The following is a 24001-nucleotide window of genomic DNA, read 5'->3' as shown; positions in this document are numbered from 1 at the left end:
GAAAACCAGCAATGACGTTTCTTGTGTTCCTCACTATGTTCGCCCAAAACTCTGCCAACACAGTGTTCGCAACACAGCATCAGCCTACACTGTGTTCAACACAGCGAATCCACAGGCAAAATAGTCAGCAACACGGCAAAAAGTGTGTTTAAGGTGTGTTTTTGAATTGCACAACTTTAGCGCGCATGGCGATTGGCTAAGTCATTGTTTTTATTAGTAAAAGTGGTGCCCAGGGGCGGAATCGAACCACCGACACGAGGATTTTCAATCCACTGCTCTACCCCTGAGCTACCCGGGCACCGGAAGAACGCTTTTGCGTTCGGGTAGCGGGGTTCTAGTCGTAGGGGGCGTGGGTGTCCAGAGGGAAAGTGAAGAAATTAGTGGGGTTTATCCAAGCTGTCGGCATTATTTTCTTCACTCGCCTCACCGAGCGCTTTTGCGACCTCTTCGGGGTCGAATTCTCGCTCGGACGGGACGGCATATGAGCCGTTCATCCAGCGGCCCAGATCAATGTCGGCGCAGCGTTTGCTACAAAAGGGGCGATATTCTTTGGTGCTGTCTTGTTTGCAAATGGGACAGGCCATCACAGCACCTGCGAGATCGGCAAGCGGGTGCGTTTCTTTTGAATTTCAAAGTTGCCAAGAGGAGTCCAGCCAGCCAATACAACATCGCCGCCGTCTGACTTAAAGCCTGCTTTGAGGGCCTGCTCGAATTGACGGCGCTCTTTTTTCGCCATTGGGGCGAGGTCGATGACAATTTGGCCCGCAAGGCCGCGCACACGCAGTTGACGTGAGAGATCGCGTGCAATTGCAATATTCGCCTTAAGGCCGGCAGCGGGAGAAAACTCGCCGCCTGTGTTGATGTCTACGGTGACCATCGCGCGAGTCTGCTCGATATAGGCGAAGGCACCGCCAGTGAGCGGGGCCTTAATCGATAGGGCTGTGTCTACAAGCTCCATCACACCGTGGTTTTCGAACGCATCGTCGCTGTCGTCAAACACATCTGCCGTCCAATCGCGCCATGCGGCGTCCCATGCATCCGGTCCGGAGGTCAGCAGCTCGGGCTGGCCGTCGATATCAGCGGCGACAGCTTCGGCGAGGTCACGCATCGCAGCAATGTCGTCTGCAATGTCGTCGTCCGAGGTGCCTTCGCACGCCGAGCGCAGAATGAGACCAAACGTTTCATCGGCGCCGTCCATGCCTGCGGATGCAAGATCGTGCAGGCGCAATAGCTCATCGTCATCGCTAATCGCGCGAGAGATGTTGAGGCCGGGGGCATCAGGGGTGACAATGGCGTATTTGGATTTGAACAGAAGGCGTGTTGTCACTGGGACCGCCTTACCCTCTTCAGCGATGTGGGTGACTTGCACCAACATCGGCGCGCCGGGTTTGAGCCCTTTGGAGCCGCGTAGATATGCCTGCTCGCCGTTTGGCAGGTCGAGGAGTGCGCCCCCCATCCCCTTGAGCAAACGCCCGCCTTTAGCGCGAAAGATCGAGCCGGGGGCAGGGGCCAAGCTATCGTCGGCATCCACAAGAAAGTCATCAAGCTTACCGTCACGGATGAGTGCGGCTGCACGATGTCCATTGATCTCGCCGAGTGCAATGACACTGCCCTTCATGATGTCTCTCCATATACGGGGTATCCTGCTGCGAGGAGCAGGTTTGCGGTTTCAGCTACGGGTAGTCCCATGACGGCTGAATAGCTACCTTGAATCCATGGAATGAAGGCACCTGCTGGACCTTGGATGCCATAGCCGCCCGCCTTACCCTTCCAATCGCCCGAGGCGAGGTAGGTGTTTAGCTCATCATCTGACAGACGTTTCATTTTGACGTCCGTCACGACAACTGATTCTAAAACGCGATCCCCGAACGCCACCGCAACAGCCGTAATGACTTTATGGCGGCGCCCACCCATGGCGAGCAAAAACGCAGCGGCTTCTTTTTCATCCGCAGGTTTTCCCATGATGCGACGCCCTAGCGCCACAGTGGTGTCCGCACACAGTACAATTTCCTCGTCACTACGCGGCACCGCCATCGCCTTTTCACGGGCCATACGGGCGCAATAGGGGCGGGGCTGTTCGCCTTTGCGCGGGGTCTCGTCAATGTCGGGGGTGCGCACCTCGTCGGGTGCAAGGCCAAGCTGCGCCAGAAGTTCCTTCCGACGCGGGCTTCCTGAACCTAAAATCAGTTTCATATGGACAATGCGCCGCCGCGTTTAGCGGAAGCGATAATTGATCCGACCCTTGGTCAGATCGTAGGGGGTCATTTCGACTTGCACTTTGTCGCCTGCGAGAACGCGAATGCGGTTTTTACGCATTTTACCTGCCGTGTGAGCGATGATCGTATGGCCGTTTTCCAGCTCGACCAGGAATGTCGCGTTCGGCAGGAGTTCCTTAACGACACCGGGAAATTCGAGCAATTCTTCCTTGGCCATGTTCACTCCATGTTTGTTTCACCCGCCAATTTGCGAGCGCGTGCAGTAAATGCGCCTTTGGCCGTGGATTTTCAAGGCTGATTCCGCGTTTTGGCACAGAGATATTGGGTTTGTGGCCTCAATGGCGAAAAAACGATAGCTAAATCAGAGGTTCAAGCGTCTTTTGGGGCGCCGAACCGTGCCGTCATGCGTGAAATGATTTGATCACGCGTTTGACGGTATGCGTCAAGTTTGGCCTCGCGGGTTTGACCGATGCCTGTCGGGTCCATGATCGGCCAATACTCGACGTCTAAGTGATAGCACCGTGTCATTTCAAGGGCTTGCCTCTGAGACGCAGGCGATAGTGCGATTACGAGGTCATAGGATGAAATGTCGTCGCCCCAGTCTTTCATGTCGTCAAACGAGCGGGATCTGTGCCGGTGCAGCGCGACTCCCATTTCCTCACAAACGGCGACGGAAAAGCCGTCGATCTCCATGTCGCTTTTGACACCTGCGGATTGAACGTAGGTGCCGGTACCGTAAAACTTTTTCATCAACCCTTCGGCCATAGGCGAGCGCACAGCGTTGTGATCGCAGCAGAACAGGACGGAATGGGGAAGTTCTGCGGTCATTCAATCAGGCCCCCCAGTGTAAAACGCAAATGAGTGTAAAGAGGCGGCGGGCGGTCAACGTATCGACTTCGGCCTTGCCCTCAAGGCGTTCTTGGAGAACACGCGCACCTTCATTGTGGATACCACGCCGCGCCATGTCTATGGCTTCGATCTGTGAGGGCGGCATTGTTTTGACGGCGTCAAAATAGCTTTCACAAATCTGAAAGTAGTCTTTAACCACCTGACGGAATGGCCCGAGCGACATATGGAATTCTGCCACTTTGTCGTCGGCTTCGTTAGCGAGATCAAACACGATTCGCCGCTCTCGAATACACAACAATAGCTTGAATGGCCCAGCGGGAATCTCGCGGTCGTCACGAGGCGGCAACGCAAAGCTGTTGTCTTCAAGCAGATCAAAAATTGCGACTTTGCGTTCCTGTTCAATTTCAGGGGTGGGCGGCGACAGCCCGCTGTCGTCAATCTTTACGGATACAAGTTTACTCATCAATTCCACCATTTAAACGATCTAGCCGCGCGCGAACCGATAGGCCGTGCGCCTCTAGACTTTCGGCTTGTGCCAAACGTTCCGCAGCTGGACCAATAGTGGCCAAGGCGTGCGGTGTCATTTTAGTCAGCGTTGTCCGCTTCATAAAGTCAAGGACAGACAGGCCAGAAGAGAAGCGCGCTGAACGGGCCGTAGGCAAAACGTGGTTGGGTCCCGCAATGTAGTCCCCAATCGCTTCGGGGGTGTAGGCGCCGAGGAAAATAGCGCCTGCGTGAGTCACTTTTGCGCTTAAGGCATCGGGATCTTCGACGCATAGCTCGAGGTGCTCTGGGGCGAACCTGTCGGACAAGTCTGCGGCCTCATCCAGATCGCGCACGGTGATAATAGCGCCAAAGTCAGCCCAAGATTTGCCCGCAATGGCGCGGCGCTCAAGGGTCTCAAGGCGCTTGGATACTGCGGCTGCAACGGCCTCGCCAAAGGCGGCGTCATCTGTGATGAGGACCGACTGGGCGCTTTCATCGTGTTCTGCTTGCGATAACAAATCTACCGCAACCCAATCGGGATCGTTGTGCTTATCGGCAATCACCAAAATCTCTGAGGGTCCGGCGATCATATCAATGCCAACCTTGCCGAATACGCGCCGTTTCGCGGCGGCGACAAAGGCATTTCCGGGTCCGGTAATCTTATCAACTGGAGCAATGGTTTCGGTGCCATAGGCCAAAGCCGCAATCGCTTGTGCGCCGCCGATGCGGTAAATCTCGTCTACGCCTGCAATCCGCGCCGCCATAAGAACCAGCGGGTTTGCAATGCCGTCAGGTGTAGGAACCGTAATGGCCAGTCGCGGCACTCCTGCGACCTTTGCGGGGATAGCGTTCATCAAAACGGAAGAGGGGTATGAGGCAAGGCCACCGGGCACGTACAGTCCTGCGGCTGAAACAGCCGACCACCGCCACCCAAGTGTCGCTCCGTCAGGATCCGTCCACATTTGATCATCTGGGATTTGGCGCACATGATAGGCGCGAATGCGCTCTGCGGCCACTTCCAGTGCAGCACGATCTTCGGCTGATACTTGTGCGCAAAGATCTTCAATTTCGGTGTCTGAAAAGCGTATCATTTGAGGTGTGATCTGCATGCGATCAAACTTTGCAGTCAGCTCAATCACAGCGTCATCGCCACGCGCGCGGACATCGGCAATGATGCGCGCAACAGTATCGTCCACATCAGGACTATCCTCGCGTTTCATTGCCAACAGCGCGACAAAGCGCTCTTCAAAATTACGGTCGGTCGTGGATAAGAAATGGGGCATCGCGGTCTCCTTGTGTCCGAATTAGCGCAGCACAGCAAAGGTCACAAGTGTGTGGGCTAGATCTCGAACTGAAAAGGTCTAATGAGCGCAGGCTGAAAGTTGCCTTTTCGTAAGCAGAACCTCGACTTTTTCAGTGCATGGTCTGTGAATAGGCGGTGATACGTTAGTCAGGATGTGACGGCGCTTTGTGTGAGGGTGCAACATATGGTCGCGTGACGTCTTTGAGCGTGGCGTCAATGGTCTCAACATCCAGCGCGATCGCGCCATCGCCCGCGAGCGTGATTTCGATGCGTCCCGTTCCGTCCTTGCCGGCATGAAACGCGAGCGCGAGAATGGAGACAACGGTATCTTTGTTGCCGCCATCGACGCCCATGGAGCGTGCTTTGCTCACGTCATCAAACAACAATACCGATTGTACGCGTTCCACATCGCGGCCGCGTGCCTGTGCTGCGGCGACATCTTCCCACCGGAACCGATTGACGAGCATGGCAAAGCGGCGCGTCGTTGCGTTAAACGATATCTCTGTGACAGGCACAACGCCGTCCTGGACAAGGGTTGAGAGTACAGTCAAATCATCAGGGTCAAGCGCCTTGAGGTGCAAAGGTGCCTCGCCGCCATCTTCAAATCGTGCATCCTCGACCATATTGATCTCCTTAGCCTTGAATGCGCTCGATGTGCGCGCCGATGCCAGAGAGTTTGCGTTCGACGAATTCGTAGCCGCGATCAAGGTGGTAAATGCGGCTCACAACCGTTTCGCCCTCAGCTGCGAGGCCCGCAAGGATCATTGACACGGATGCCCGAAGATCCGTTGCCATCACTTGTGCGCCTTTGAGTTTATCGACGCCGCGCACGATCGCTTTACCGCCGTGAACCTCAATGTTGGCCCCCATGCGGATCAATTCCGGCGCGTGCATAAAGCGGTTTTCAAAAATGGTTTCTTCCAACTCTGAGGTGCCTTCTGCCGTGCACAAAAGCGCCATCATTTGGGCCTGAAGGTCTGTCGGAAAACCGGGGAAAGGCTCTGTGACAACATCGACGGCCTTGACCCGATCACCCGTTCTTTTCACCGTGAGACCGCGCGCATTTTCTTGCACGTCGATCCCTGCAAGGTTCAGCTTTTCAACGAAGCTTTCGACAAGGCGCAATTTGCCGCCCAAACAGGTGACTTCGCCACCGCAAATCGCCGGGGCAAGCATGAATGTACCAAGCTCGATACGGTCGGTGACAACGGGGTGTGTCGCGCCGTGCAGCCGGTCTACGCCTTGGATTTCGATGCGCGATGTGCCGTCACCCTCAATCTGGGCGCCCATCGCACGCAAGCAATCCGCGAGGTCGATAATCTCTGGTTCACGTGCGGCGTTCTCCAACACAGATGTGCCTTTGGCGAGCGAGGCCGCCATGAGGAAGTTTTCTGTGGCCCCCACCGAGGGGAAGCGCATTTTGTGCACCGCTCCTTTGAGGCGGCCCCCTTTTACTTTGGCATGCAAATAGCCATCCTTGAGTTCGATTTCGGCCCCAAGCGCCTCAAGAGCTGTGGTGTGCAGATCCATCGGGCGCGCCCCAATGGCGCAGCCGCCAGGCAAAGAGACAACAGCATGGCCAAGGCGTGCCAGAAGTGGCCCAAGCACAAGGTTGGAGGCGCGCATTTTACGCACAATTTCGTAGTCGGCCAAGGGGCTAATGTCGCCGTGGCTAGACATAGCTTGAACTTTGCCCTCTTGGAGCGATGACACTTCTGCGCCCAGTGACGTCAGGAGCGCTGTCATGGTCTTGATGTCGGACAGGCGCGGCGCATTGGTGAGCGTCAACGGCTCTTCCGAGAGTAGGGTTGCGGGCATCAGCGTTAAACACGCATTTTTCGCGCCTGCGATTTCGATGTCACCATTGAGCGGGCCACCGCCGCGTACCAAAATACTATCCATTGCTCTCGCCTTGCGCTTTATCTTTACTCGGATCGGTGTCGTCTGCACGCGCGCGTGCCTGTTGTTTGCGGCGCGCAAGATTGGCCTTGAGTGCCGCTTTTAACCGCGCATCACGGGCGGTTATGGGCGCTTTTGCGCCAGACGAATGATCAGGTTTGTTTGTCATGGGCTTTCATGTAACGGCTGGTGTGTGGCCCGTCCAGTGCTCGCCGCCATTGCCACCACGTCCGCGCGGTTCTGAGGCGCGTTGGCCACCACTTGGCCGCTGGCAGATTCAAATCCTCGCTTGGAGGGTGGTTTTGGACAAAAAGCCCTTGCGCAGACACGCGCGAGCGTCTAATCAGCCGCCCACGGCGCTGCTGTAGCTCAGAGGTAGAGCACTCCCTTGGTAAGGGAGAGGTCGAGAGTTCAATTCTCTCCAGCAGCACCATTTTTGCAAAAAATATTAAGCAAAATCAATGAGATGGGCGATGATTGAGAAATTCAATCCCCCTTTCTGTCCCCCTTTTGGCGTTTGCTTGAAACGATTTTCTTGTTGTTTGTGGTGCTCTTATCGGCACGCACGGGGAAACGTGCGGTGCGGTTACTTGCGCTTTGAGGCGTTGCGATAAACGGCGTTTCTCTCACGCTTGCCCACCGCTACCACGCTCACGACGATTTCCGATTCCCTGACTTCATAGACAAGGCGGTAGCCCGAAGAGCGCAATTTGATTTTGTAGCGGTTCTGAGCGCCGTGAAGCCGTGAGGCGGGCACATGCGGGCTTTCGAGCCTTTCGGCTAACTTCTTCTTGAATTGCTTGCGGATGGTTGCGCCTAACGCATTCCATTCTTTCAAGGCTTCCTCACGGAACCTTAGGTCATAGGTCATCCAACGACACCGCAACTTCGCGTTGATCGGCGCGGGCGTTTGCGATGGCGTTCAACTCGGCATCCTCAAGGCGTTCAATCATCGCCTCATATTCCAAAGCAGGGACGCAATAGAACGCGGGTTGGTTGCGGTTCAATATCGCAACGGCGGCACCTTCGCCCGCCCCAATCGTTCCCATCGGGTTGCGTTTGAGTTCGGTCACGCTAGCGGTGACGCCCGCAAGGATTGTGTGTGCCATGTTGGCCCCCAAATGAAAGGATCGTTTTAGAGTGCCTTAAATAGCACCTTTAATAGCGCTATTCAATATCAATGAGTTTCACAACAGATTAACGCCCCGCGCAAACACTGGCCCGTTGTTGAGTTTTCGGACGCCGTAAAAAGGCGAATGCCTATTCCATCATTTTTCGAACTTGGAACGCCTCGCGTGGTGGTCCGATTGCTTGCCCAACTTTTTGTCTTTGTTTCGTCCGCGTGAAAAAATCACGGGGGAATGTCAGTTCCCTATCCATGTGCTCAAAGATTGAATGTCCCCCCCGCCTCACGGCTTTGAATGGGTGAGGGGGGGGCATGGCAAAGTTCGACGTGCTCAAACTGGAAACCTATCGTCCCCGTGCGTGTGCAATATCATCGCTCAAAACTAGGGGTGTGGGGTGGTATATTAAGGTTGTCTTGTTTTTTAGGACGGCGGCACGGCGAAAACGGCCCTGTTCGTCTTGTTTTTTAAGACGGCCCGTCTTGTTTTTTAGGACGGTCAATTTCTGTTCGTCTTATTTTTTAGGACGGTGCCGTCTTGTTTTTTAAGACAGGGTTTTGTTTTTCCGTTTGCGCCGTTCGGATTGTGTGCGGGGGTATTGGCCACGGAATAGTCGCCACCCTCGCACCACTCCTTGAACAACTTGCGCCCGCCGTTTTGATCGGAATGCGACAAGGCCAATTCGGTCAATTCAAATTCAGCCGACCGCGCGTGACCTGATGAGCCTAAGACCGCGTGCCGCGTCACCACGATAAAGCCCTTTGCCTGTAAGTCGTGCAATGCCTTTGCCGCCGTGTTCGGGTTCGCGCCCATACGGTCGGCCAATTGCCTCACGCTCAAACTGATTTTGCCGTTGTTGTTTGCACGCGGTCCCCGCCATTCGAGTTTTAGCCACGGGTAGGCCGCTTGCGCCGTGAATGAGAGCGCCCGCCATGCGGGCGTCTCCATCGTTGCTCTAATCATCTTGGTGAAGTGGTCGCCGCCGTTTTGGGGGCTTCCCTTCTTATCGCGCTTCGCCATTGCCGCCCCCCTTTGCGCACAGGGCCACCCACAGGCGCAGTGCGGCGCTTCGCCCGCCACATCTACCCAAAAGCAGTAAGCGCGCACCACGGCGGCAATTTGCGGGCCTTTTGGCATAGACGGCATAACCGCCACCGTCCGCGATAAGCGCAAAGGATGAGCCGCGCGGCGCGGCGTGTCGGTCCATCATCCGCGCGCCTCCCCAAAGATGATGGCGGCAAGCATCACGGCGCGTTCTGGCGTGACGCCCCAGCGCTGGGACAGGTAGGCAATGCGCAGGGCGGTAAGTTGGCTATGCGTGCTCATTGCAACACCGCCTTGTCCACGATTTCAGTGCGTAGAACGTAGCGGCCATGCGACCCCGCAAAGGTGCCGCCGTGCGTCTCTTCGACGGTTTCAATGTCCACGCCCAACTTGCGCAAATCAAAGATATAGCCCGACCAACGGGGCGCGGGTTCGGTGATGGGCGTACAGCCTTGCGGCCCCGCGTCCATGAGCCGTTCGAGCGCCCAACGCTTGCGGCCCTTAATCGTAATTTCAAAGCGGCGTCCCGTGTCGGTTTGCGCCGTAAAGCGGGCTTTGCCCATTCGTTGATTGATAGTCATACGGTACCTCGTGACTTGTTGCCACGGGCCAACTTTGCTACCTTTTCGCCTGTGTAGACCGTTCCAAAGATAGCGCCGCCGCCCATGTTGAAAGGGTGGCGGCTTTTTTATGCCGCGTTGCGATTGGCTTTCGCCTGTTCGATCACTTGGAGAATTTCCGAATGCGGCCAACGCGACAATGCGCCTAGCTTGATCGGCTTGGGGATAGTCCCATCGGACACGCGCCGCCAAAATGATGAGTCGCTAAGACCCAAAAGGGGCGCGGCTTCTTTTGCGGTTAGGAGAGGGTCAGTGTTGGTCATTGGTCAGCCTTTGCAGTTGGTGCGATTGGCTGACAGGGTGCGGTACGGCAAAGCCGCTTACCGATGGTTTGTAGAGATTTGGAAAGAAACCAGCGGTCTATTTCTTAAAAGCGCCTGATTTCATTGCATTACTTAATTCTAAAAGAAACTCCGAAAGCCATGCATCAAACCACTGTTTTGCATAGAGCCGACCCGCGCGATGAAAGAGCCTTTCACTTGGTTCCTGCATGGCGTCATAGTCACTGGCAAGTTGCCGTGCCTTTCTAATGCGTTGGGAATCAGAGCACGCAAGGAAGTCAGCTGAACTTTCAAACGCCAACTGTGATAGTTTAGCGATTGCCTGAGCCTTTTTGTCCGCCTGTCCGCCCTTTTGGCCGTTAACGCGATTTTGTTCCGCGATTTCGTAGTACCTTTGTGCAGCGGCTTCGTGCTCACGCTTCCACCACGCATCACGATATAAAAACCCAATTGAAAATGCAGCTTCCATAATACTTGTTGACTGTAGGTTTAGGTTTTTAACAATTTCTGGACCTGTAGTGCCCGTCTCCAGAATGTCTTGCACGAGAGTTTCCGCACCTTTCTCAGGGACCATAAGTTCCTGAATTAGCCCGTAAGCGTCAATTATATTGACCTCATGCCAACCGCTTTGGTTCGGGTTGCCTTGATACAATAACTTGCCAAATTTTGTCCTTATTGGTGCGGATAACGCGTCTGTGAGCACGTCTTCCCAAAAGTCGTCTGGTACAGAAACTGATAATTGCGTGTGCGTTTCAAGGCCTTCGCGCATTGTTGTAGCCACAGCCTCCTGAGTTTCTTGATACTCTAATGGGGTGAATGCTTGAGATGCCCATTCCAAGGCATCCGACACCAGTGGTAGGTACTCAACCTGTGAAAGCTCACGCCTATAAGCAGTTAAGCCAATATCATCGCCACGGTGCGGCTTGCCATGTCTCCAATCTAATGTGTCTTCCAATTGGCTCAAGTTTCTATCGTAAAATGTGGTTTGTTTAACGTGAAAATCTATTAGCTTTTTCGTCACTCACCCAATCCTCACTACTTTACCCGCCTTGGCGGTCAAATGGTTGGCCCAGCGCGTGTGAAGCGCGTGGCGTTGCTCTAGAAAATCCGTGCGCTTGTAGGCGCGTTCAACGTTGCCGCCTGATACATGCCCGATTGCGGTTTCGGCCACATCGTTTGGCGTGCTCGTGGTTTCGGCAATCCAGTCACGAAACGAGGATCGAAACCCGTGCGGGCGGTAGTCCATGCCAAGGCGTTCCATGTGGCGGCTCATGGTGGCGTCCGAGATAACGCCCTTGCGCACGCTTGGGAAAAGATAGCCCTCACGCGCGTGCCGCTTGGCATCCTCTATGACCCATACCGCCTCTTCGCTTAGGGGCACCCTAAACGCCTGCGTTGCGCCCTTGCGGCCCTTCACCAGTTCGGGCGGGATGGTCCACACGTTGCCTTCGATCTGGTCCACATGTGCAAAGCGGATCGGCGCAGACCGTAACCCCGTGAGGATGAGCAAGCGCAAGGCGAGGTGTGTGACGGTTCCGTCCGTGAGGGATTGGTAGAATGCGGGCACTTCGCGCCACGGCATCGCGGGAATGTGTGTCGTTTCGTGACGTTGCCGCCCCAAAAGCGCACGGGCCTTTTCTGGGGCTTGTAGATCCACGTCCAACCCAAGCGCGGCGGCATGTTTCAGGCACAGGCCAAGACGGTTAAGCGCCTTGCGTGCCGTGTGCGCCTTGTCGTGCCAAATGGGTTTGAGTGTGTCGCGTATGTCTATCTGGTCGATTTCGACCACGGGCACGCGGCCAAGTTTGGGCAGCACATGAATGTTGAGCGGGCTTAACCAACGCCCCGCCACACCATCGTCTTTGAGTTCGGCCTTTCGACTCTCGAAAGCATCGGCGGCAATATCGGCAAGGGTGTGTAAATTGCGCTCGGCATCACGGCGGGCCTTTTCGCGGGCTTTGATCGGGTCAACATCATCACGGACCAACGCGCGGGCCTTGTCAGCCTCACGGCGGGCATCGGCCAAGGAAACGGCGGGATATGTGCCCAAACCCATCTCGCGCCGCCTACCGTGGACAGTGACGCGCAACACCCATTGCGCCCCGCCATTCTCACGCTTGACCAACCACAGCCCGCCACCATCGGCAAACTTGCCCGCGCCCAGTGACGCGGCGGCCTTCGCACTAAGTCGATTTTTGGTTCTCAAATTCAATCCACCTTTCGGGGACGGGAATCCTATCCCCCTTTCTATCCCCCTTCTAGATGTAGTATAGGGTGAAAATGAATGATAGAGCATGATTGCATTTGGATGCACATGAATGGGGAAATCCCCTAATTTCAAAAACTTAGAATATTCCTGACAATCTATGACCACTACATGTAGTGCCATTCAATTCTCTCCAGCAGCACCATAAATTTCCGTTTATGGTCACGCATATGATGATTTGCATGCCGGGGAGAACCTCGCGCAGTTGAGGCCAGTTGTGACGTGTGAATGGGTGCTGGCGATGGGGTTATCTTTCGGGCGCTATCGAGTGGATCCTTTCCCTCGCTGCAACCACGTGGGCGTAACGTTCCCGTTCAGGTGATAGCGCTATGTCAAAGGCCTTGATACGAATCGTATTTTGAACGGCGCGCCAGACGTGCGGTTAGGGGTCGACACTTAAGGGTGGTGCGATGAGGTCATGCTATCTTGTACGACAAATTGAGCCACCAAAGATCACTCTTTATATCCAAAAGTTTTTATTACGAGCCAAATGAACTGTGTCTGGGTAGGCACATCGCGACCAACTGCGCCTGTTATCATGCCCGCGCCCTATCAAGAAATGTACATTCATAACCTGTTAAGAAATCAAGAGGCGCGTGATATGTCCTACCACAATGATAGCAGTTCCGAGTTTTTAGGGCTGCGCACAACTCGCAATGGCCGGATGCAAGTTGTCTATGATGCACGAACTGGGAACCGTGTTGTGCTTGATATCGAGCCAATGTCGACTCCAAAGTCGGAGATCGACGCCGCGCTCAAAGAAGGCATTGGTGCACGCAACGTTTTGGGCGGTGTGTTAAGCGCGCTCAAAGCACGCAACATTGGTGTGGATTTCGCTGCCTAAGCGATCTCATATACTAAATGTAACCAGCTTTTGTGCACTCTCAACCCAGTCGCTCGGTCTACGTCTTTCAGTATCGCTAAAACATGTGAGGCGTGATGCAGCCACTAATTTACAAAGCGCCTATCGTCGAGCTTCAGATCAACCCCAGCAAAGTTGCGGTTGCACTAGGCGATCACGCCGAGCTGGAGTTGGACGCTGAGAAGCGTGTTGTGGTGTACCTGCTAAAAGAGTCGCGTCTTCCGTTTGGCTTGGGTCGACAATCGCGTATCCGCGCAGGACTTTTAAGCCCCCAAGCCGCAGACATCATCTCGCCCGCACTCGCTCGAGACGCTGTCTTGCGGGTGCGCGTTGTCGAGGTTGAACCTGCATTTGTGAGATCAACCGCCCGTGGTTCGATCTGCTTGTCCGTTTGGGGTAATCCAAACGATTTAGAATAGATCTGCGTCCATGACACGCTGCTTTGTGAGAATCTTATATCTCACACATAAGAGTTACCCCGCATAGCCGAACATGCGCGGTAGCCACAGTACGACCCCGGGGGCGAGGGCCAGCCAGAGCAGCGCCGCCAGAAGCACGCCCAGAAACGGCCAGATCTCGCGGATGATTTCGGATAGCGGGATGCGCGTGACCGCGTTGATGACGAACAGAAGAATCCCGTAGGGCGGCGTGATAAGCCCGATCATACAGTTGATTATGGCTACGACGCCGAAATGCACCAGATCAATACCCAAATCACGGCAGGCGGGCAGGAACAGCGGGATAATGACGAGAATGATCGTCGTCGCGTCAAGCACACAGCCCAACAGCAACAACAGCACCATCACCCCCAACATAAAGGCTACGGGGGTGACGTCCAACCCGACCAGATGGGCCGCAAGCAGACGCGGAATGTTTTCGGAGGCGACGACATAATTGAGGATCAACGCCCCGCCGATGACCAATCCCACAGCCGCCGACGAGCGCGCGCTTTCCACCAGAATGTCAAACAGAGCGCGAAAGCTGAGAGCGCGGTAAAACACCGCCGATAGAACAAGGGCATAGGTCGCCGCAACCGCTGCCGCTTCGGTCGGTGTGGTGACGCCGCCGTAGATGCCATAGAGCAGGATCGCGGGCATGAGCAGCGCGGGAAAGGCGTCTCCCGTGCGGCGCGGCAATTCACGCAGTGGCACGGGCGTTTCAAGGGCGAAACCGCGCCGATGCGCCAAAAGAGAATTCATCGCCATGAGCACAACGCCCATGATCAACCCCGAACCCTTTCCGGTGATGACGGTCAGCGCCGTGACCTCGCGCCCCGATCCGATTTACCTGTCCACCTATACCGGACGCCCGCCCGACGAGCCGGCCATTATTGGCGAGGTGTTCAACCGCTTGGCCCTGCCGCTCATTCGGGCGCAAATCCCCGAGGTGCGCGACCTGTGGTTGCCGCCCTCGGCCTGTTCGTACCGTATCGCGGTGGTGTCCATCAACAAACGCTACCCCGGACAGGCGCGGCGCGTGATGATGGCGCTATGGGGGATGTTGCCGCAGTTCAGTTATACCAAGATGATCATCGTCGTGGATGACGACATTGATCCGCGCAACTGGGACGACATTTCGTGGGCGCTTGCCACGCGTATGGACCCGTCGCGCGATGTGATGATGTTGGACAATACGCCGATGGATTACCTCGACTTTGCCTCCCCCGAGCCGCGCCTTGCGGGGAAAATCGGCTTTGATGCCACCAATAAGATCGGCGCGGAGACCGCCTGTGAATGGGGGGCGGTGATGCAGACCGCGCCCGCGGATGCGGCCTTTGCCGCTGATCTTTTGTCACGTTTGGAAGGACAGTTATGACCTGTGTAATCTTGGGCGTCTCGGGCGCATCTGGCGCGGCCCTCGCCTTGTCCGCGGCGCGTCATCTGGTGGATGCGAGCATCGGGGTCGAGCTTGTCGTGTCGCCCGCCGCCGAGCGCACATTGCACGCCGAATGTGGCGAGACCGCGCTACGGGCGCTCACCGATCTGGCCGACCATGTCCATGCGCCAAGCGACATTGGCGCGCGCATTGCCTCGGGATCGGCCCCTGTCGCGGGGATGATCGTGGCGCCGTGTTCGATGCGCAGTCTGGCAGCGATTGCCAATGGTCTGGACGACAACCTGTTGACCCGTAGCGCCAGTGTGCAACTCAAAGAGCGGCGGCCTGTGGTGTTGTTGACCCGTGAGGCGCCGCTGACCCTCGCGCATCTGCGCAACATGACGTCGGCCACCGAAATGGGCGCAATCATCTTGCCACCCGTCCCCGCTTTTTACCTCAATCCCGTCTCGGTGGCGGATGTCGTCGACCAGATCGCCGCACGGGCGGTGGACCTGTTGCATGTGGCGTCCCCCGTAGCGCGGGCGTGGCAGGGCTGAGGTGAACAAGGCGAGCAAAAGGCGTTGCTATCGTTTGACTGTCTGAAACTTTCTGAGCACCTTATAAATTAATTATCCAGACTTTTGCGCGCCAAAGCACTGATTAGGTCGGTGCGCGTCACGATCCCGATAAGATGACCGCGCTCCAGAATAGGCACGGCGTCGACGGCGCCGTCAGCCATCTGGGGCAGCAGCGCTGACAAGGGGGTGTCTGCGGTTGCGCGTGGCCCCGCTACGCTCATGACATCCGCGGCTTGCACAGGCATTTCGCGTTGACGGTCGAGCAGCCGGCTCATCGCCGTCCCGAACCTCCGGTTCAGACGATGGCTATCTTCGCGCGCCCTGTCGATCAGGTGGATTTGAACGATGATGCCCAAAAACCGGTTGGCGTCTCCAGCGACCGGCAATGCCGTAAACCGGTGGCGGTGAAACAAATCCGCGACCTCTGTCAACGGCGTGTCGGGCGTGACCGTAATCAGGTTGCGCGACATGATATCAGCGGCGGTCGCAGGCCCCGACCGGTTCGCCGCCACTTGTATTTCCGCAGCCCCGAGCAGGCGGGCCAGATCCTCGACCCCAAGGTTGAATGACTGTCTGTAGCGGTCCAGAATGTCGATCAGGTCGGCCTCTGACAATCCAATGCGTGCCATAGGTTCAGGGTCTTGGGTGCCATGGCTGTTCGGGTCATCAAACTGTCGAAAGGGATAGTGTCGCCCCGTCACCCGCCCGTAAGCGATGGCAATGACCACCAACACGACCGAACCGAGCCCGATGGGCATGAGGGCGAAATAGAACCCCAATTCCTGCACCGCGTCCGGGCTCATGGCCACGGTCATTGCAACGGCACCCGCGGGTGGGTGCAACGCGCGACATAGGATGATCGCGGTAATGGCGAGCCCCACAGCGAGCGCAATGCGCAAAACGGGGTCCTGCACCACCAGACAGACAGCGACACCGACGAGTGCCGCCACAACGTTGCCGACGATCGCGGACCATGGCTGCGCCAGAGGGCTGTTGGGAACAGCAAACAAAAGAACCGAACTCGCCCCGAATGGTGCAACCAGATACAAACCAAGCGTCAGATCTATCTGTGGTGCCAGAACAAATGCTCCGGCCAAGGCCAGTCCGATGAAAGCCCCAAGCCCCGACGCAGGGCTTCGACCGGCGAACTTTTAGCGACAGCAGGACCAAATGAACCAAGATGAGACAAAGCAAGACCTTTCCGTGACCGGTCGGCGTGTTCTTTCAAAACTCCGGACGATTGACAATATTTCCTAAAGCGGCGCGACCGCTAATCCAATCGCGGGGTCGCTTTGCCTCTTGTGGGTACCCCGCACCCAAGCGCGGTGGCATGGTTCGGATAGATCAATTAACCCCAAGGCCTCTAGTCCCCAAAGCCCATACTCACCAAGGCCCCTGATCCGAAAACCACAGACGGCTCACCGCCCCATGCGTTTGTACGCCCCTAATGCTCTGAAAAGGTATCGAGACACCACGACCACACCGTGTCCAACATCGGGCGGGGGCGCTGTGATTTTTTGCGGACAAGGTAGTAATTGCGGTCCGACATGCCCCCCGCAGGACCGGCATTGATCAGTCGTCCCGCCGTTAAATCATCCTGAACAAAAGCGCGGCTGACGATCGCCACTCCCTGTCCTGCCAAAGCGGCATCAATCGCCAAAGACACTTGGTTAAAGATCGGACCGGGCAAACGGTCCCCCGTGCCGAAATATACCTGCCAATGGCCATAAGCATCGTGCAAAAGCGGCATGGAGCGCACACTGTCCGGCGTCACGGTGCATGGCCCGTCTTTCAAAAGATGCGGGCTACAGACCAGAATAAAATCCTGACGGAACAGCAGCTGCGCCTCCTGTTCAGCGGGGAATGGCGGACGGATTTCGCGCACCGCAATGTCAACCTGATCACGGTCGAAATCAGTCACCGCAACCGTTGCGATTGTGCGGATATTCACCTCGGGAAGAATGGCGTTCAACGAGGGCAGGCTCTGGATCAAAAGCCGGGTCGCAAAGGTGGGCGTGACGCTGATCGTCAAACTCCCGCTGCCGCCGCTGACCTGTCCCGTTGCATCCGCCAGAATATCAAAGGCACGCTTTACCTCTGCGTGGTAAACAGCGCCCGCAGAGGTGAGGGCAACGCCTCGCGGCAGACGTGTAAACAAGGTCTGGCCAAGGTGGTCTTCCAACAAACGGATCTGTTGGGCAACGGCACCTTGCGACACGCCAAGATCGTCCGACGCGGCGCGGAAATTAAGCCGGCTGCCCGCGGCGGCAAAGGCACGCAGCGCGTTCATCGGCGGTAATGTCTTTCGGGGATCGCGCATGGTGAGCCTGTAGATTTTCTACAGCATATCGTGTTTCGATCTGACGCGAAACCCCCGCACATATCAGTCATTGTGCGCGGTAATTCATGATCGGTCCCTCTTCGGTGCTGCTCCACGTAAAGGAAACAACGATGACACAACGCGCCGTAACTCTACCGACCTCCTATTGCGTGATCCTCGCGGTTAGCAGCACGCACCTGATCAATGATCTGATCCAGTTTCTATTGCCTGCGCTCTATCCTTTGCTGAAATCAGAGTATGCGCTCAGCTATTTCCAACTGGGGCTGTTGACGCTTGCCCAACAAATCACCGCCTGTATTTTACAACCTGTTCTGGGGCTTTATGGCGATCTGCGGCCCAAACCGTATTCCCTTGCCCTCTCTCTCGCTATCGTCGCAATCGGCGTCCTTCTTTTGGCAACCGCGGGGTCGTTCGAGGGGCTTTTGGTGGCCTCTACCGTTTTAGGTCTCGGCTCTGCGCTGTTTCACCCGGAGGCATCGCGTGTGTGCCGGATGGCATCCGGTGGCCGCCTCGGGTTTGCCCAATCGAGCTTTCAGGTGGGCGGAAACACCGGCACCGCCCTTGGCCCTTTGGCTGCGGCGATAATCGTATTGCCACTTGGCCAGTTCAGCACGATCTGGTTCGGCCTGCTCGCGGTGGGTGGCATTATCATCCTGTTGTGGGTTGCCCGGTGGTTCACCCACCATCAACGCATGATGCAGGCCGCCGGCGCTCCTGCCGCAACGGGACCGGCACTGCCGCGCAAACGTCTCGTCATTGCCTTCGCCGTGCTCGGGGCGCTGCTACTGAGCAAATTCGTCTATATCGAAACATTTAAGGCCTATTACGTGTTTTTCCTGATTGAAAAATTCGGCCTCGACATCCCCACGCACAGGGCTTGCTGTTTGTCTTTCTTGCCGCTGTTGCTTTTGGCACGTTTTTCGGCGGTCCCGTCGGGGACCGTATTGGCCGCAAAAAGGTCATCTGGGGCTCGATTGTCGGCGCGCTCCCCTTTGCCGTTTTGTTGCCGCACACCCCCCTGTGGGCGGCAGTATGCCTTAGCATAATCGTCGGGTTAATCTTGTCGTCCGCCTTTTCGGCCATCGTCGTCTATGCACAAGAATTGATGCCACAAAAGGTGGGCATGGTCGCGGGCTTCGTCTTTGGCTTTGCCTTCGGAATCGGGGCGCTCGGCGCCGCGGCACTTGGCGCACTCGCAGACCAGATCGGGATGCAGCAGGTGTTCAGCTTTCTGTCCATCCTTCTATGCCTCGGATTTCTAACTGTATTTCTACCTGATATTGAATGATCGCCTGTTGCTGCAGATGACATTGCAATCGCCTGCCGGAGACTGGATGATATCAAGATGCTTTATAGTCCGGCACGCAAGCACGGCAGGGCTGGACGGGCATGTGGTTGCCAGCAGCTTTGCTCCTAAGCAATCAAGGGCTGTGCAGTTCTCGGTGTCCGAAGGCTGATCTGTAGGTAGGACGTTTTGGAAGTCCACGCGGGCAGGCGCCTGCGCCAGACATAGATTGCGCCGCGGCGGGTGACATAATTTAGGCCGGTCATCTCAACTTCCCCTCGGATTCGAAGGTGTCGAAATCTTCTTCCGCAAACCGAGTGAGATGCATAGACGAGATGCACCTACGAGATGCAGCTGGGACTCAAATCCCAAAACGCGCATCGCGTCTCAATTAGATCAATGAGTTAGAAGAAAGTTGGCTGGGATGGTAGGATTCGAACCTACGGTACACTGTACCAAAAACAGTTGCCTTACCACTTGGCTACATCCCAACGTGGATGCGTAGTTAGTCCGCCCGCGCGTTCTGTGCAACCCATGAAATGGTAAAAAACGATCCTGAAAGAAAAGAATTTTAGCAGACGGGCAAGCGGAGAGAAAATCCTCGCTTGCCACATTGCGTTTATGCCTATTTTCGACCGAAATCGTCAGCATTCACCACGCCATCGCCGGACTTGTCCATTGTGACGAACCATCCGGCGGTATTGGAGGTGAATTCATCGCGGCTCACCTGCCCGTCACCATCCGTATCGTTGTAAGCCAGTGTCATAGCATTTTGGACGCCAGAAATGCCCGCTGACATGCCTGTTGGGCCCCGTCCCTTGCCTTGGCCCATGGATGCCCCCTGAGACGCCGCCTCCTGAGCCTCTTCCATATGAACCTCGCGATCGGCCACGCGTGTTTCGTCGAACTGAACGTATTCTTGTGCATCCAGAAAACCGTCTTCGTTGGCATCAAACATATGAAAGATATCGCCACGGCGTTCTTCGACTTCAGCAAGGGTCACTGTGCCGTCACTGTCTGTGTCCCAGCTTTCCATGAAGTGCCCGCCAAACTGTTGGGCGGACAGGGTGGCGGGTAGGGCGGCTGTCAGGGCGAGTACGGACAAGAGGCGTTTCATAGCGGATCCTTTCAAAATCAACTTACTGAATTTGTAACCGTCGCAATGGGATTTTCAGTCGCGTCAAACGGACGCAGGAGCGCGCCTTTTGGCCATATCGGCGGCGGCGCGCCTATTTAGCGCGCCGTCATTCGCTTTTATGCAGAAACCTGCTCGCGCAAGACCGCGGCGGTGAGTGAGGCCAAGAGGTAGAGCCCCGAGAGCACAAGGAGGGAGAGCAGCGTGTTTTCGAACTTGCGCGGATATGAGGGATCTTCCGGCGCGACAGGGCTTACACCTGTTGAGAGGTAGCTGATCTGGCGGTTCACTTCGGTACGCGCGCTTTCAAGGTTCATTAAGGATTGTTGAACCATCGCTTGGCGCGTCTGCAGTTCGACTTCTGCCATACGAAGTTGCGCAGTAATCCGTGCCAGAGATCCGGCGGGGCGCTGTGCCTCGGTCATGTCGTTGCGCAGATTGCCGATCAACACTTCAAGGCGGCCAATATCGCCCTCAACACCCTCAACGCGGGCTTGGTTCGGGCGGGTGTTGTCGAGAAGCTGTTGGAGCTGCAATCGCTTTTGCTGCAACTGGGTTTCGAATCCGTTGATTTGGCCCATGAGCGCGGATGTCTCTGCGTCTGGCGAGATAATGCCCATCTTCTCTTGCAGCTCAACCACGTCTTCTTGTGCTTTGCGCATTTTGGCCTCGGCGTCATCAAGGCTTTCGCGCGCCCCACTCATTTGGTCGTCGCGAATGCGTTGCGTGAGTTGGTCCATGCGCTCTTCGGCGTAGGTTATGAGGGCTTTGGCAAACTGTGTGGCGATCTGCGGATCGGCGGCCACGACTTCCATTTTAAGGATGCCTTCAGTGGGGTCGTAGCCAATCATGACACGATCCTTGTAGACCTTATACGCTTCCTCGTTGGACGGGTTTTCAGGCAGGCGCTGGATCGGGTCAACGGTTTGAGATGAAAAATGATCTTTGAAGCCGACGTCGGCGTCCAGACGGAGCATCGCGTCCTTGGACAGTAAATAGTCCTGAACTGTGACGGCCTCTAACGATGTGCCAAGGGGAGACCCCTGAAGCATGGAGCCAAGACCGCCACCTGATGCGGGGGACGAGGCTTGCTTGATCACCAAAGACGAGTTGGTCGCGTACATTGGGGTTGCAATATTGTAGAAATAGTAGCCCGCAAACACTGTCGGCAGGGCTACGAACGCGGCAAGGCGGGCAACCAGCAAAAGCATTTTGCGGCGGCGCCGCTTTGCAATATCGCGTTGAATGGTTGAGATGTCTTCTTCGCGTGCGATGCGCTCCAAAATCGCCGCAGATGGCAATTGAGGCTGATCTACTGTTTTAGGCAGTTGCGGATCGCGGCGCGCGGGTAGGCCCGCGCCGCCCTCGGTTGGTTTTCCTGAATCCACGAGGTCCAGCACACTGCCTTTTTGAAACGGATCAATACCCTGTTTGCGCAGTAGCCGGATTGCGTCAAAATCTGATGTTGGGGCAAGCCCATGCTTGCTGGCCACACGGCGCGCCATTCGAAGTTGACGCCCTGTTAGGCCCTCGCGGCGGATTGCATCAATTTCGGCATCAATGCTCATTTCGTCAGCGGGGGTGACATCGCCCGTTTGAGGCGCAGTGTCCTGCCCTAATTCGGTTGCGACACCGCCATGTGCACGTGCTGCACGGCGCGCTGGTTGTGGCTTTTCAGACGCTGCGGCACCGGGAAAGGGGCCATCGCCAAAGCCATCATCAACCGCGCCGTTATTGAACAGGTCATCACCGTGAAGGGGCGCCGCGTTTGCGGCTTTTGGCGGTGCCTTTGCGGTAGGTGTGGGTGTGGTTGGTGCTGCGGCGGATGGGGGTGTGTCGCGCGAGGGCGCATTTGCGGCCTGTAGCGTGTGTACGCGTCCGTGCGCCTCATCTACTGCCTCAGGTGGCGAAACGCCTGCGTGTTGGTCCATGCTCATCACAGGGCTTTGAGCGGCGATGCGCGGCCCGCGGCGGACGCGGTATTTTTGAACCTTAGGCTTCGTAGTCATAGAGCGATTTCGCTTCTTCCAGAGTGTCAAAGAAGTGCAGTTTGCCTTTGCGCAAAACCGCAGCAGAGCGACAGAATTTTTCTAGTGTTGCTGTTTGGTGGGATACCACAATCAACGTCGACTTTTCCAGTCTCTCGCGAAGGATGCTCCCCGCCTTGCGGTTAAATTCAACATCCGTGGTTGAGGGCATGCCCTCATCAATCAGATAGATATCGAAATCGAGCGCCAACAAGAGCGAAAAGGACAAGCGCGAGCGCATACCGGATGAATAGGTGGCAACAGGCATGTCAAAGTACTCTTCTAACCCGCAAAGCCACCGACAAAACGCCTCAACATAGTCGGGGTCGAGATCATAGAGCTGTGCAATAAACCGCACGTTTTCACGCGCCGTATGTTTGCCAATCAATCCGCCCATGAACCCGAGGGGAAAAGACACGCGGCATCCACGGCGAATTTCGCCCTCATCGGGTTTTTCCAGTCCAGACATCATATTAATGATCGTCGTTTTGCCTGTGCCGTTCGGGGCGAGAATGCCGAGTGAGTTGCCCAACTCCACACGAAAAGACGCGCGGTCAAGGATCACCTTGCGCTGCGTGCCTGTCCAAAAGGACTTGCTGACATTGTCGAACTCGAGCATCGAATACGGCCTCGAAACTGTTTAAGCACAAGCAAGTGTGCCCGCGCATTCCCAAGTGGTCTAACGCACCAATTGGGCGACATTGTGTCCAATGGGCATGAATGTCTCGGTTGTTTTACAGGTATTATGGAGAAAACGGGAACAATCTAACACTTACTTCCATTCAATTTTACGAGATGTGGCGCGACATAGGTCCGCGAAAGTCAGCCGTTTTGCTTTTCGACACGGCACAGTTTTCCCGCCGCGATGGAGATCGCCGCAGCGCCGAACGAGAACAAAGCCCGTCAAGGCAAGCGGCGTACATATGCGTGTTCGCGGATGCCTTGCCCTTGCCTCCGCGTGTATCGCGCAATACCTGTGGCATGACACGGCAATCCACTTCGCATGTAGGGCGCTTGGGGATGACGCGCAGAGCGAAGGGACGCGACATGAACGACGATTTGACGGCATCAGAGCACACAGCAATTGATCATGCTCACGCGGCAATGATCGCGGCCCCCGACGATGATGCAATCCGTTTGCGGTTTTACGAGCGTGTCGCAGACGCGGAATTGTTTTTGTTGCTGGAGGACGCACCACAAGAAGATCAACCTGTCACGCCGCGCATTTTTCCCGTCGAGGGCGACCAGTTCGTTTTGGTGTTCGACCGCGAGGAGCGATTGGCGGCTTTTGCCGGCGCTGTCCCTTACGTGGCCCTATCTGGTCGGGCCTTGGCACAGATGCTGAGTGGCTCGGGGCTTGGTCTTGGATTGAACCTTACAGTGGCTCCGTCTGAGATGCTTTTGCCTGCTGACGCGGTGGGCTGGCTTAACGACACACTTGGCGCTGCGCCAACTGAAACCGAAGGTACGCCAGAAGAGATTACCCCACCTTACGGATTGCCCGATGTGCTCATCACTGCACTGGATCAAAAACTGGCGATCACTGGCGGGCTAGCGCGTCTCGCCTATCTCGTGGGCGTGTCGTACACAGGCGGCGTAAAATCGCACATCCTTGCGTTTGTTGATCATGTTCCAGGGGCCGAGGGGGCCTTGGCCAAACTGGTGTCCGAGGCATTGATCTTTTCGGGTGTTGAGGCGGGCGCATTGGATGTGGCGTTCTTTCGCCCGTCCGATCCGGCATGTGCGGCCCTAGCGCGTCATGGTCTACGGTTCGATTTGCCTGAGGCGCAAAGTTTGAGTGCAGGACCTTCGGCCCCCGGCATGGATCCGTCTAGCCCACCAAAGTTGCGATAAATCGGGATCCTCAAAT

26 protein-coding genes, 3 tRNA genes and 4 pseudogenes are annotated in these 24001 nt (G+C 56.2%); 8 read left to right on the top strand and 25 right to left on the bottom strand.

Going from position 1 to position 24001, the window contains the following annotated elements:
* Positions 1–223: 223 nt before the first annotated feature.
* The 11 genes from IMCC12053_RS14140 to IMCC12053_RS15975 form a co-directional block, all read right to left on the bottom strand.
* Positions 224–298, bottom strand: a tRNA-Phe gene (locus tag IMCC12053_RS14140).
* Between the two features lie 79 nt (positions 299–377).
* The gene (locus tag IMCC12053_RS14135) at positions 378–584 is read right to left on the bottom strand and encodes a DNA gyrase inhibitor YacG (RefSeq protein ID WP_062220146.1); all 207 of its coding nucleotides are present in this window, start codon (positions 582–584) and stop codon (positions 378–380) included.
* Complete coding sequence (locus tag IMCC12053_RS14130) at positions 584–1618, bottom strand: ribonuclease E/G (RefSeq protein WP_062220144.1); 1035 nt, start codon at positions 1616–1618, stop codon at positions 584–586. The genes IMCC12053_RS14135 and IMCC12053_RS14130 overlap by 1 nt, the downstream gene beginning before the upstream one ends.
* Positions 1615–2193 carry a Maf family protein gene (locus IMCC12053_RS14125; RefSeq protein ID WP_062220142.1) on the bottom strand — a complete coding sequence of 193 codons (579 nt, stop codon included), beginning with the start codon at positions 2191–2193 and terminating at the stop codon, positions 1615–1617. The genes IMCC12053_RS14130 and IMCC12053_RS14125 overlap by 4 nt, the downstream gene beginning before the upstream one ends.
* Positions 2194–2214: 21 nt before the next feature.
* The gene (infA, locus tag IMCC12053_RS14120; protein WP_062220139.1) at positions 2215–2433 is read right to left on the bottom strand and encodes a translation initiation factor IF-1; all 219 of its coding nucleotides are present in this window, start codon (positions 2431–2433) and stop codon (positions 2215–2217) included.
* Positions 2434–2585: 152 nt separating this feature from the next.
* Positions 2586–3044, bottom strand: coding sequence for an arsenate-mycothiol transferase ArsC (locus tag IMCC12053_RS14115; RefSeq protein ID WP_062220137.1), 459 nt, complete (start codon positions 3042–3044; stop codon positions 2586–2588).
* Positions 3045–3048: 4 nt separating this feature from the next.
* A complete protein-coding gene (locus tag IMCC12053_RS14110) occupies positions 3049–3528 on the bottom strand; it encodes a UPF0262 family protein (RefSeq protein WP_062220135.1) in 480 nt (159 codons plus the stop codon).
* Positions 3521–4834 (bottom strand): histidinol dehydrogenase, encoded by a 1314-nt coding sequence (hisD, locus tag IMCC12053_RS14105; RefSeq protein WP_062220133.1) that lies wholly within the window; start codon positions 4832–4834, stop codon positions 3521–3523. Before hisD ends, IMCC12053_RS14110 begins: the two co-directional genes overlap by 8 nt.
* 163 nt (positions 4835–4997) lie before the next feature.
* Positions 4998–5477: a DUF2948 family protein gene (locus tag IMCC12053_RS14100; RefSeq protein ID WP_062220131.1), complete on the bottom strand. Its 480-nt coding sequence runs from the start codon at positions 5475–5477 to the stop codon at positions 4998–5000.
* Positions 5478–5487: 10 nt separating this feature from the next.
* The gene (murA, locus tag IMCC12053_RS14095; protein WP_062220129.1) at positions 5488–6756 is read right to left on the bottom strand and encodes a UDP-N-acetylglucosamine 1-carboxyvinyltransferase; all 1269 of its coding nucleotides are present in this window, start codon (positions 6754–6756) and stop codon (positions 5488–5490) included.
* The gene (locus tag IMCC12053_RS15975) at positions 6749–6922 is read right to left on the bottom strand and encodes a hypothetical protein (RefSeq protein WP_169775321.1); all 174 of its coding nucleotides are present in this window, start codon (positions 6920–6922) and stop codon (positions 6749–6751) included. Before IMCC12053_RS15975 ends, murA begins: the two co-directional genes overlap by 8 nt.
* 189 nt (positions 6923–7111) lie before the next feature.
* On the opposite strand from IMCC12053_RS15975, the gene IMCC12053_RS14090 reads away from it, so the two are divergent.
* Positions 7112–7186 (top strand) — tRNA-Thr (locus tag IMCC12053_RS14090).
* A 153-nt stretch (positions 7187–7339) separates the two neighbouring features.
* On the opposite strand, the gene IMCC12053_RS14085 is transcribed toward IMCC12053_RS14090, so the two are convergent.
* The 7 genes from IMCC12053_RS14085 to IMCC12053_RS14050 form a co-directional block, all read right to left on the bottom strand.
* Positions 7340–7624 carry a type II toxin-antitoxin system RelE family toxin gene (locus IMCC12053_RS14085; RefSeq protein ID WP_062220127.1) on the bottom strand — a complete coding sequence of 95 codons (285 nt, stop codon included), beginning with the start codon at positions 7622–7624 and terminating at the stop codon, positions 7340–7342.
* Positions 7614–7862: a type II toxin-antitoxin system Phd/YefM family antitoxin gene (locus IMCC12053_RS14080; protein ID WP_062220125.1), complete on the bottom strand. Its 249-nt coding sequence runs from the start codon at positions 7860–7862 to the stop codon at positions 7614–7616. Before IMCC12053_RS14080 ends, IMCC12053_RS14085 begins: the two co-directional genes overlap by 11 nt.
* A 513-nt stretch (positions 7863–8375) precedes the next feature.
* Positions 8376–8897: a GntR family transcriptional regulator gene (locus tag IMCC12053_RS14075; protein WP_062220123.1), complete on the bottom strand. Its 522-nt coding sequence runs from the start codon at positions 8895–8897 to the stop codon at positions 8376–8378.
* A 302-nt stretch (positions 8898–9199) separates the two neighbouring features.
* Complete coding sequence (locus IMCC12053_RS14065) at positions 9200–9502, bottom strand: winged helix domain-containing protein (protein WP_236852438.1); 303 nt, start codon at positions 9500–9502, stop codon at positions 9200–9202.
* Positions 9503–9609: 107 nt separating this feature from the next.
* Entirely contained in the window at positions 9610–9804 is a 195-nt protein-coding gene (locus IMCC12053_RS14060; RefSeq protein ID WP_062220117.1) for a helix-turn-helix transcriptional regulator, read from the bottom strand.
* A gap of 97 nt (positions 9805–9901) precedes the next feature.
* Positions 9902–10843, bottom strand: a complete 942-nt coding sequence (locus IMCC12053_RS14055) for a hypothetical protein (protein WP_062220115.1) — start codon at positions 10841–10843, stop codon at positions 9902–9904.
* The gene (locus tag IMCC12053_RS14050) at positions 10844–12028 is read right to left on the bottom strand and encodes a tyrosine-type recombinase/integrase (protein WP_062221375.1); all 1185 of its coding nucleotides are present in this window, start codon (positions 12026–12028) and stop codon (positions 10844–10846) included.
* A gap of 661 nt (positions 12029–12689) precedes the next feature.
* Here IMCC12053_RS14050 and IMCC12053_RS14045 point away from each other — a divergent pair.
* Complete coding sequence (locus IMCC12053_RS14045; RefSeq protein WP_143090046.1) at positions 12690–12932, top strand: hypothetical protein; 243 nt, start codon at positions 12690–12692, stop codon at positions 12930–12932.
* A 95-nt stretch (positions 12933–13027) separates the two neighbouring features.
* Positions 13028–13369: a hypothetical protein gene (locus IMCC12053_RS14040; protein ID WP_062220111.1), complete on the top strand. Its 342-nt coding sequence runs from the start codon at positions 13028–13030 to the stop codon at positions 13367–13369.
* A 54-nt stretch (positions 13370–13423) separates the two neighbouring features.
* Here the strand turns inward: IMCC12053_RS14040 and IMCC12053_RS14035 are convergent.
* Positions 13424–14179 (bottom strand): annotated as a pseudogene (locus IMCC12053_RS14035) (TRAP transporter large permease subunit); the annotation flags it as partial.
* A 1-nt stretch (position 14180) separates the two neighbouring features.
* Here IMCC12053_RS14035 and IMCC12053_RS14030 point away from each other — a divergent pair.
* Positions 14181–14765 (top strand): annotated as a pseudogene (locus IMCC12053_RS14030) (UbiD family decarboxylase); the annotation flags it as partial.
* Positions 14762–15322 carry a UbiX family flavin prenyltransferase gene (locus tag IMCC12053_RS14025; protein ID WP_062220108.1) on the top strand — a complete coding sequence of 187 codons (561 nt, stop codon included), beginning with the start codon at positions 14762–14764 and terminating at the stop codon, positions 15320–15322. The pseudogene IMCC12053_RS14030 and the gene IMCC12053_RS14025, both read left to right, overlap by 4 nt.
* A 68-nt stretch (positions 15323–15390) precedes the next feature.
* On the opposite strand, the pseudogene IMCC12053_RS14020 reads toward IMCC12053_RS14025, so the two are convergent.
* Together IMCC12053_RS14020 and IMCC12053_RS14015 are read right to left on the bottom strand one after the other, a co-directional pair.
* Positions 15391–16532, bottom strand: a pseudogene (locus IMCC12053_RS14020) (HPP family protein).
* A gap of 255 nt (positions 16533–16787) precedes the next feature.
* Positions 16788–17633 (bottom strand): LysR substrate-binding domain-containing protein, encoded by an 846-nt coding sequence (locus IMCC12053_RS14015; RefSeq protein WP_236852437.1) that lies wholly within the window; start codon positions 17631–17633, stop codon positions 16788–16790.
* Between the two features lie 116 nt (positions 17634–17749).
* Between IMCC12053_RS14015 and IMCC12053_RS14010 the strand changes: the two are divergent.
* Positions 17750–18589: pseudogene (locus tag IMCC12053_RS14010) on the top strand (MFS transporter); the annotation flags it as partial.
* Positions 18562–18972, top strand: coding sequence for an MFS transporter (locus IMCC12053_RS16095; protein ID WP_236852436.1), 411 nt, complete (start codon positions 18562–18564; stop codon positions 18970–18972). The pseudogene IMCC12053_RS14010 and the gene IMCC12053_RS16095, both read left to right, overlap by 28 nt.
* A 413-nt stretch (positions 18973–19385) precedes the next feature.
* Here IMCC12053_RS16095 and IMCC12053_RS14005 read toward each other — a convergent pair.
* The 4 genes from IMCC12053_RS14005 to IMCC12053_RS13990 all read right to left on the bottom strand — a co-directional run bounded on the left by IMCC12053_RS14005 (position 19386) and on the right by IMCC12053_RS13990 (position 22750).
* Positions 19386–19460 (bottom strand) — tRNA-Gln (locus tag IMCC12053_RS14005).
* A 134-nt stretch (positions 19461–19594) separates the two neighbouring features.
* On the bottom strand, positions 19595–20086 hold the full coding sequence (locus tag IMCC12053_RS14000; RefSeq protein WP_062220103.1) for an EF-hand domain-containing protein: 492 nt from the start codon (positions 20084–20086) through the stop codon (positions 19595–19597).
* Positions 20087–20223: 137 nt separating this feature from the next.
* Entirely contained in the window at positions 20224–22113 is a 1890-nt protein-coding gene (locus IMCC12053_RS13995; RefSeq protein ID WP_062220101.1) for a KpsE/RkpR family capsule polysaccharide export protein, read from the bottom strand.
* A complete protein-coding gene (locus tag IMCC12053_RS13990; protein ID WP_062220099.1) occupies positions 22097–22750 on the bottom strand; it encodes an ABC transporter ATP-binding protein in 654 nt (217 codons plus the stop codon). Before IMCC12053_RS13990 ends, IMCC12053_RS13995 begins: the two co-directional genes overlap by 17 nt.
* Positions 22751–23178: 428 nt before the next feature.
* Between IMCC12053_RS13990 and IMCC12053_RS13985 the strand changes: the two genes are divergently transcribed.
* Complete coding sequence (locus IMCC12053_RS13985) at positions 23179–23985, top strand: SseB family protein (protein ID WP_062220098.1); 807 nt, start codon at positions 23179–23181, stop codon at positions 23983–23985.
* Positions 23986–24001 lie beyond the last annotated feature (16 nt).

Source organism: Celeribacter marinus (assembly GCF_001308265.1).
Taxonomy (GTDB): domain Bacteria; phylum Pseudomonadota; class Alphaproteobacteria; order Rhodobacterales; family Rhodobacteraceae; genus Celeribacter; species Celeribacter marinus.
Note: the sequence above shows the minus strand (reverse complement) of the source record. Positions and strands in the feature narration are given on the sequence as shown.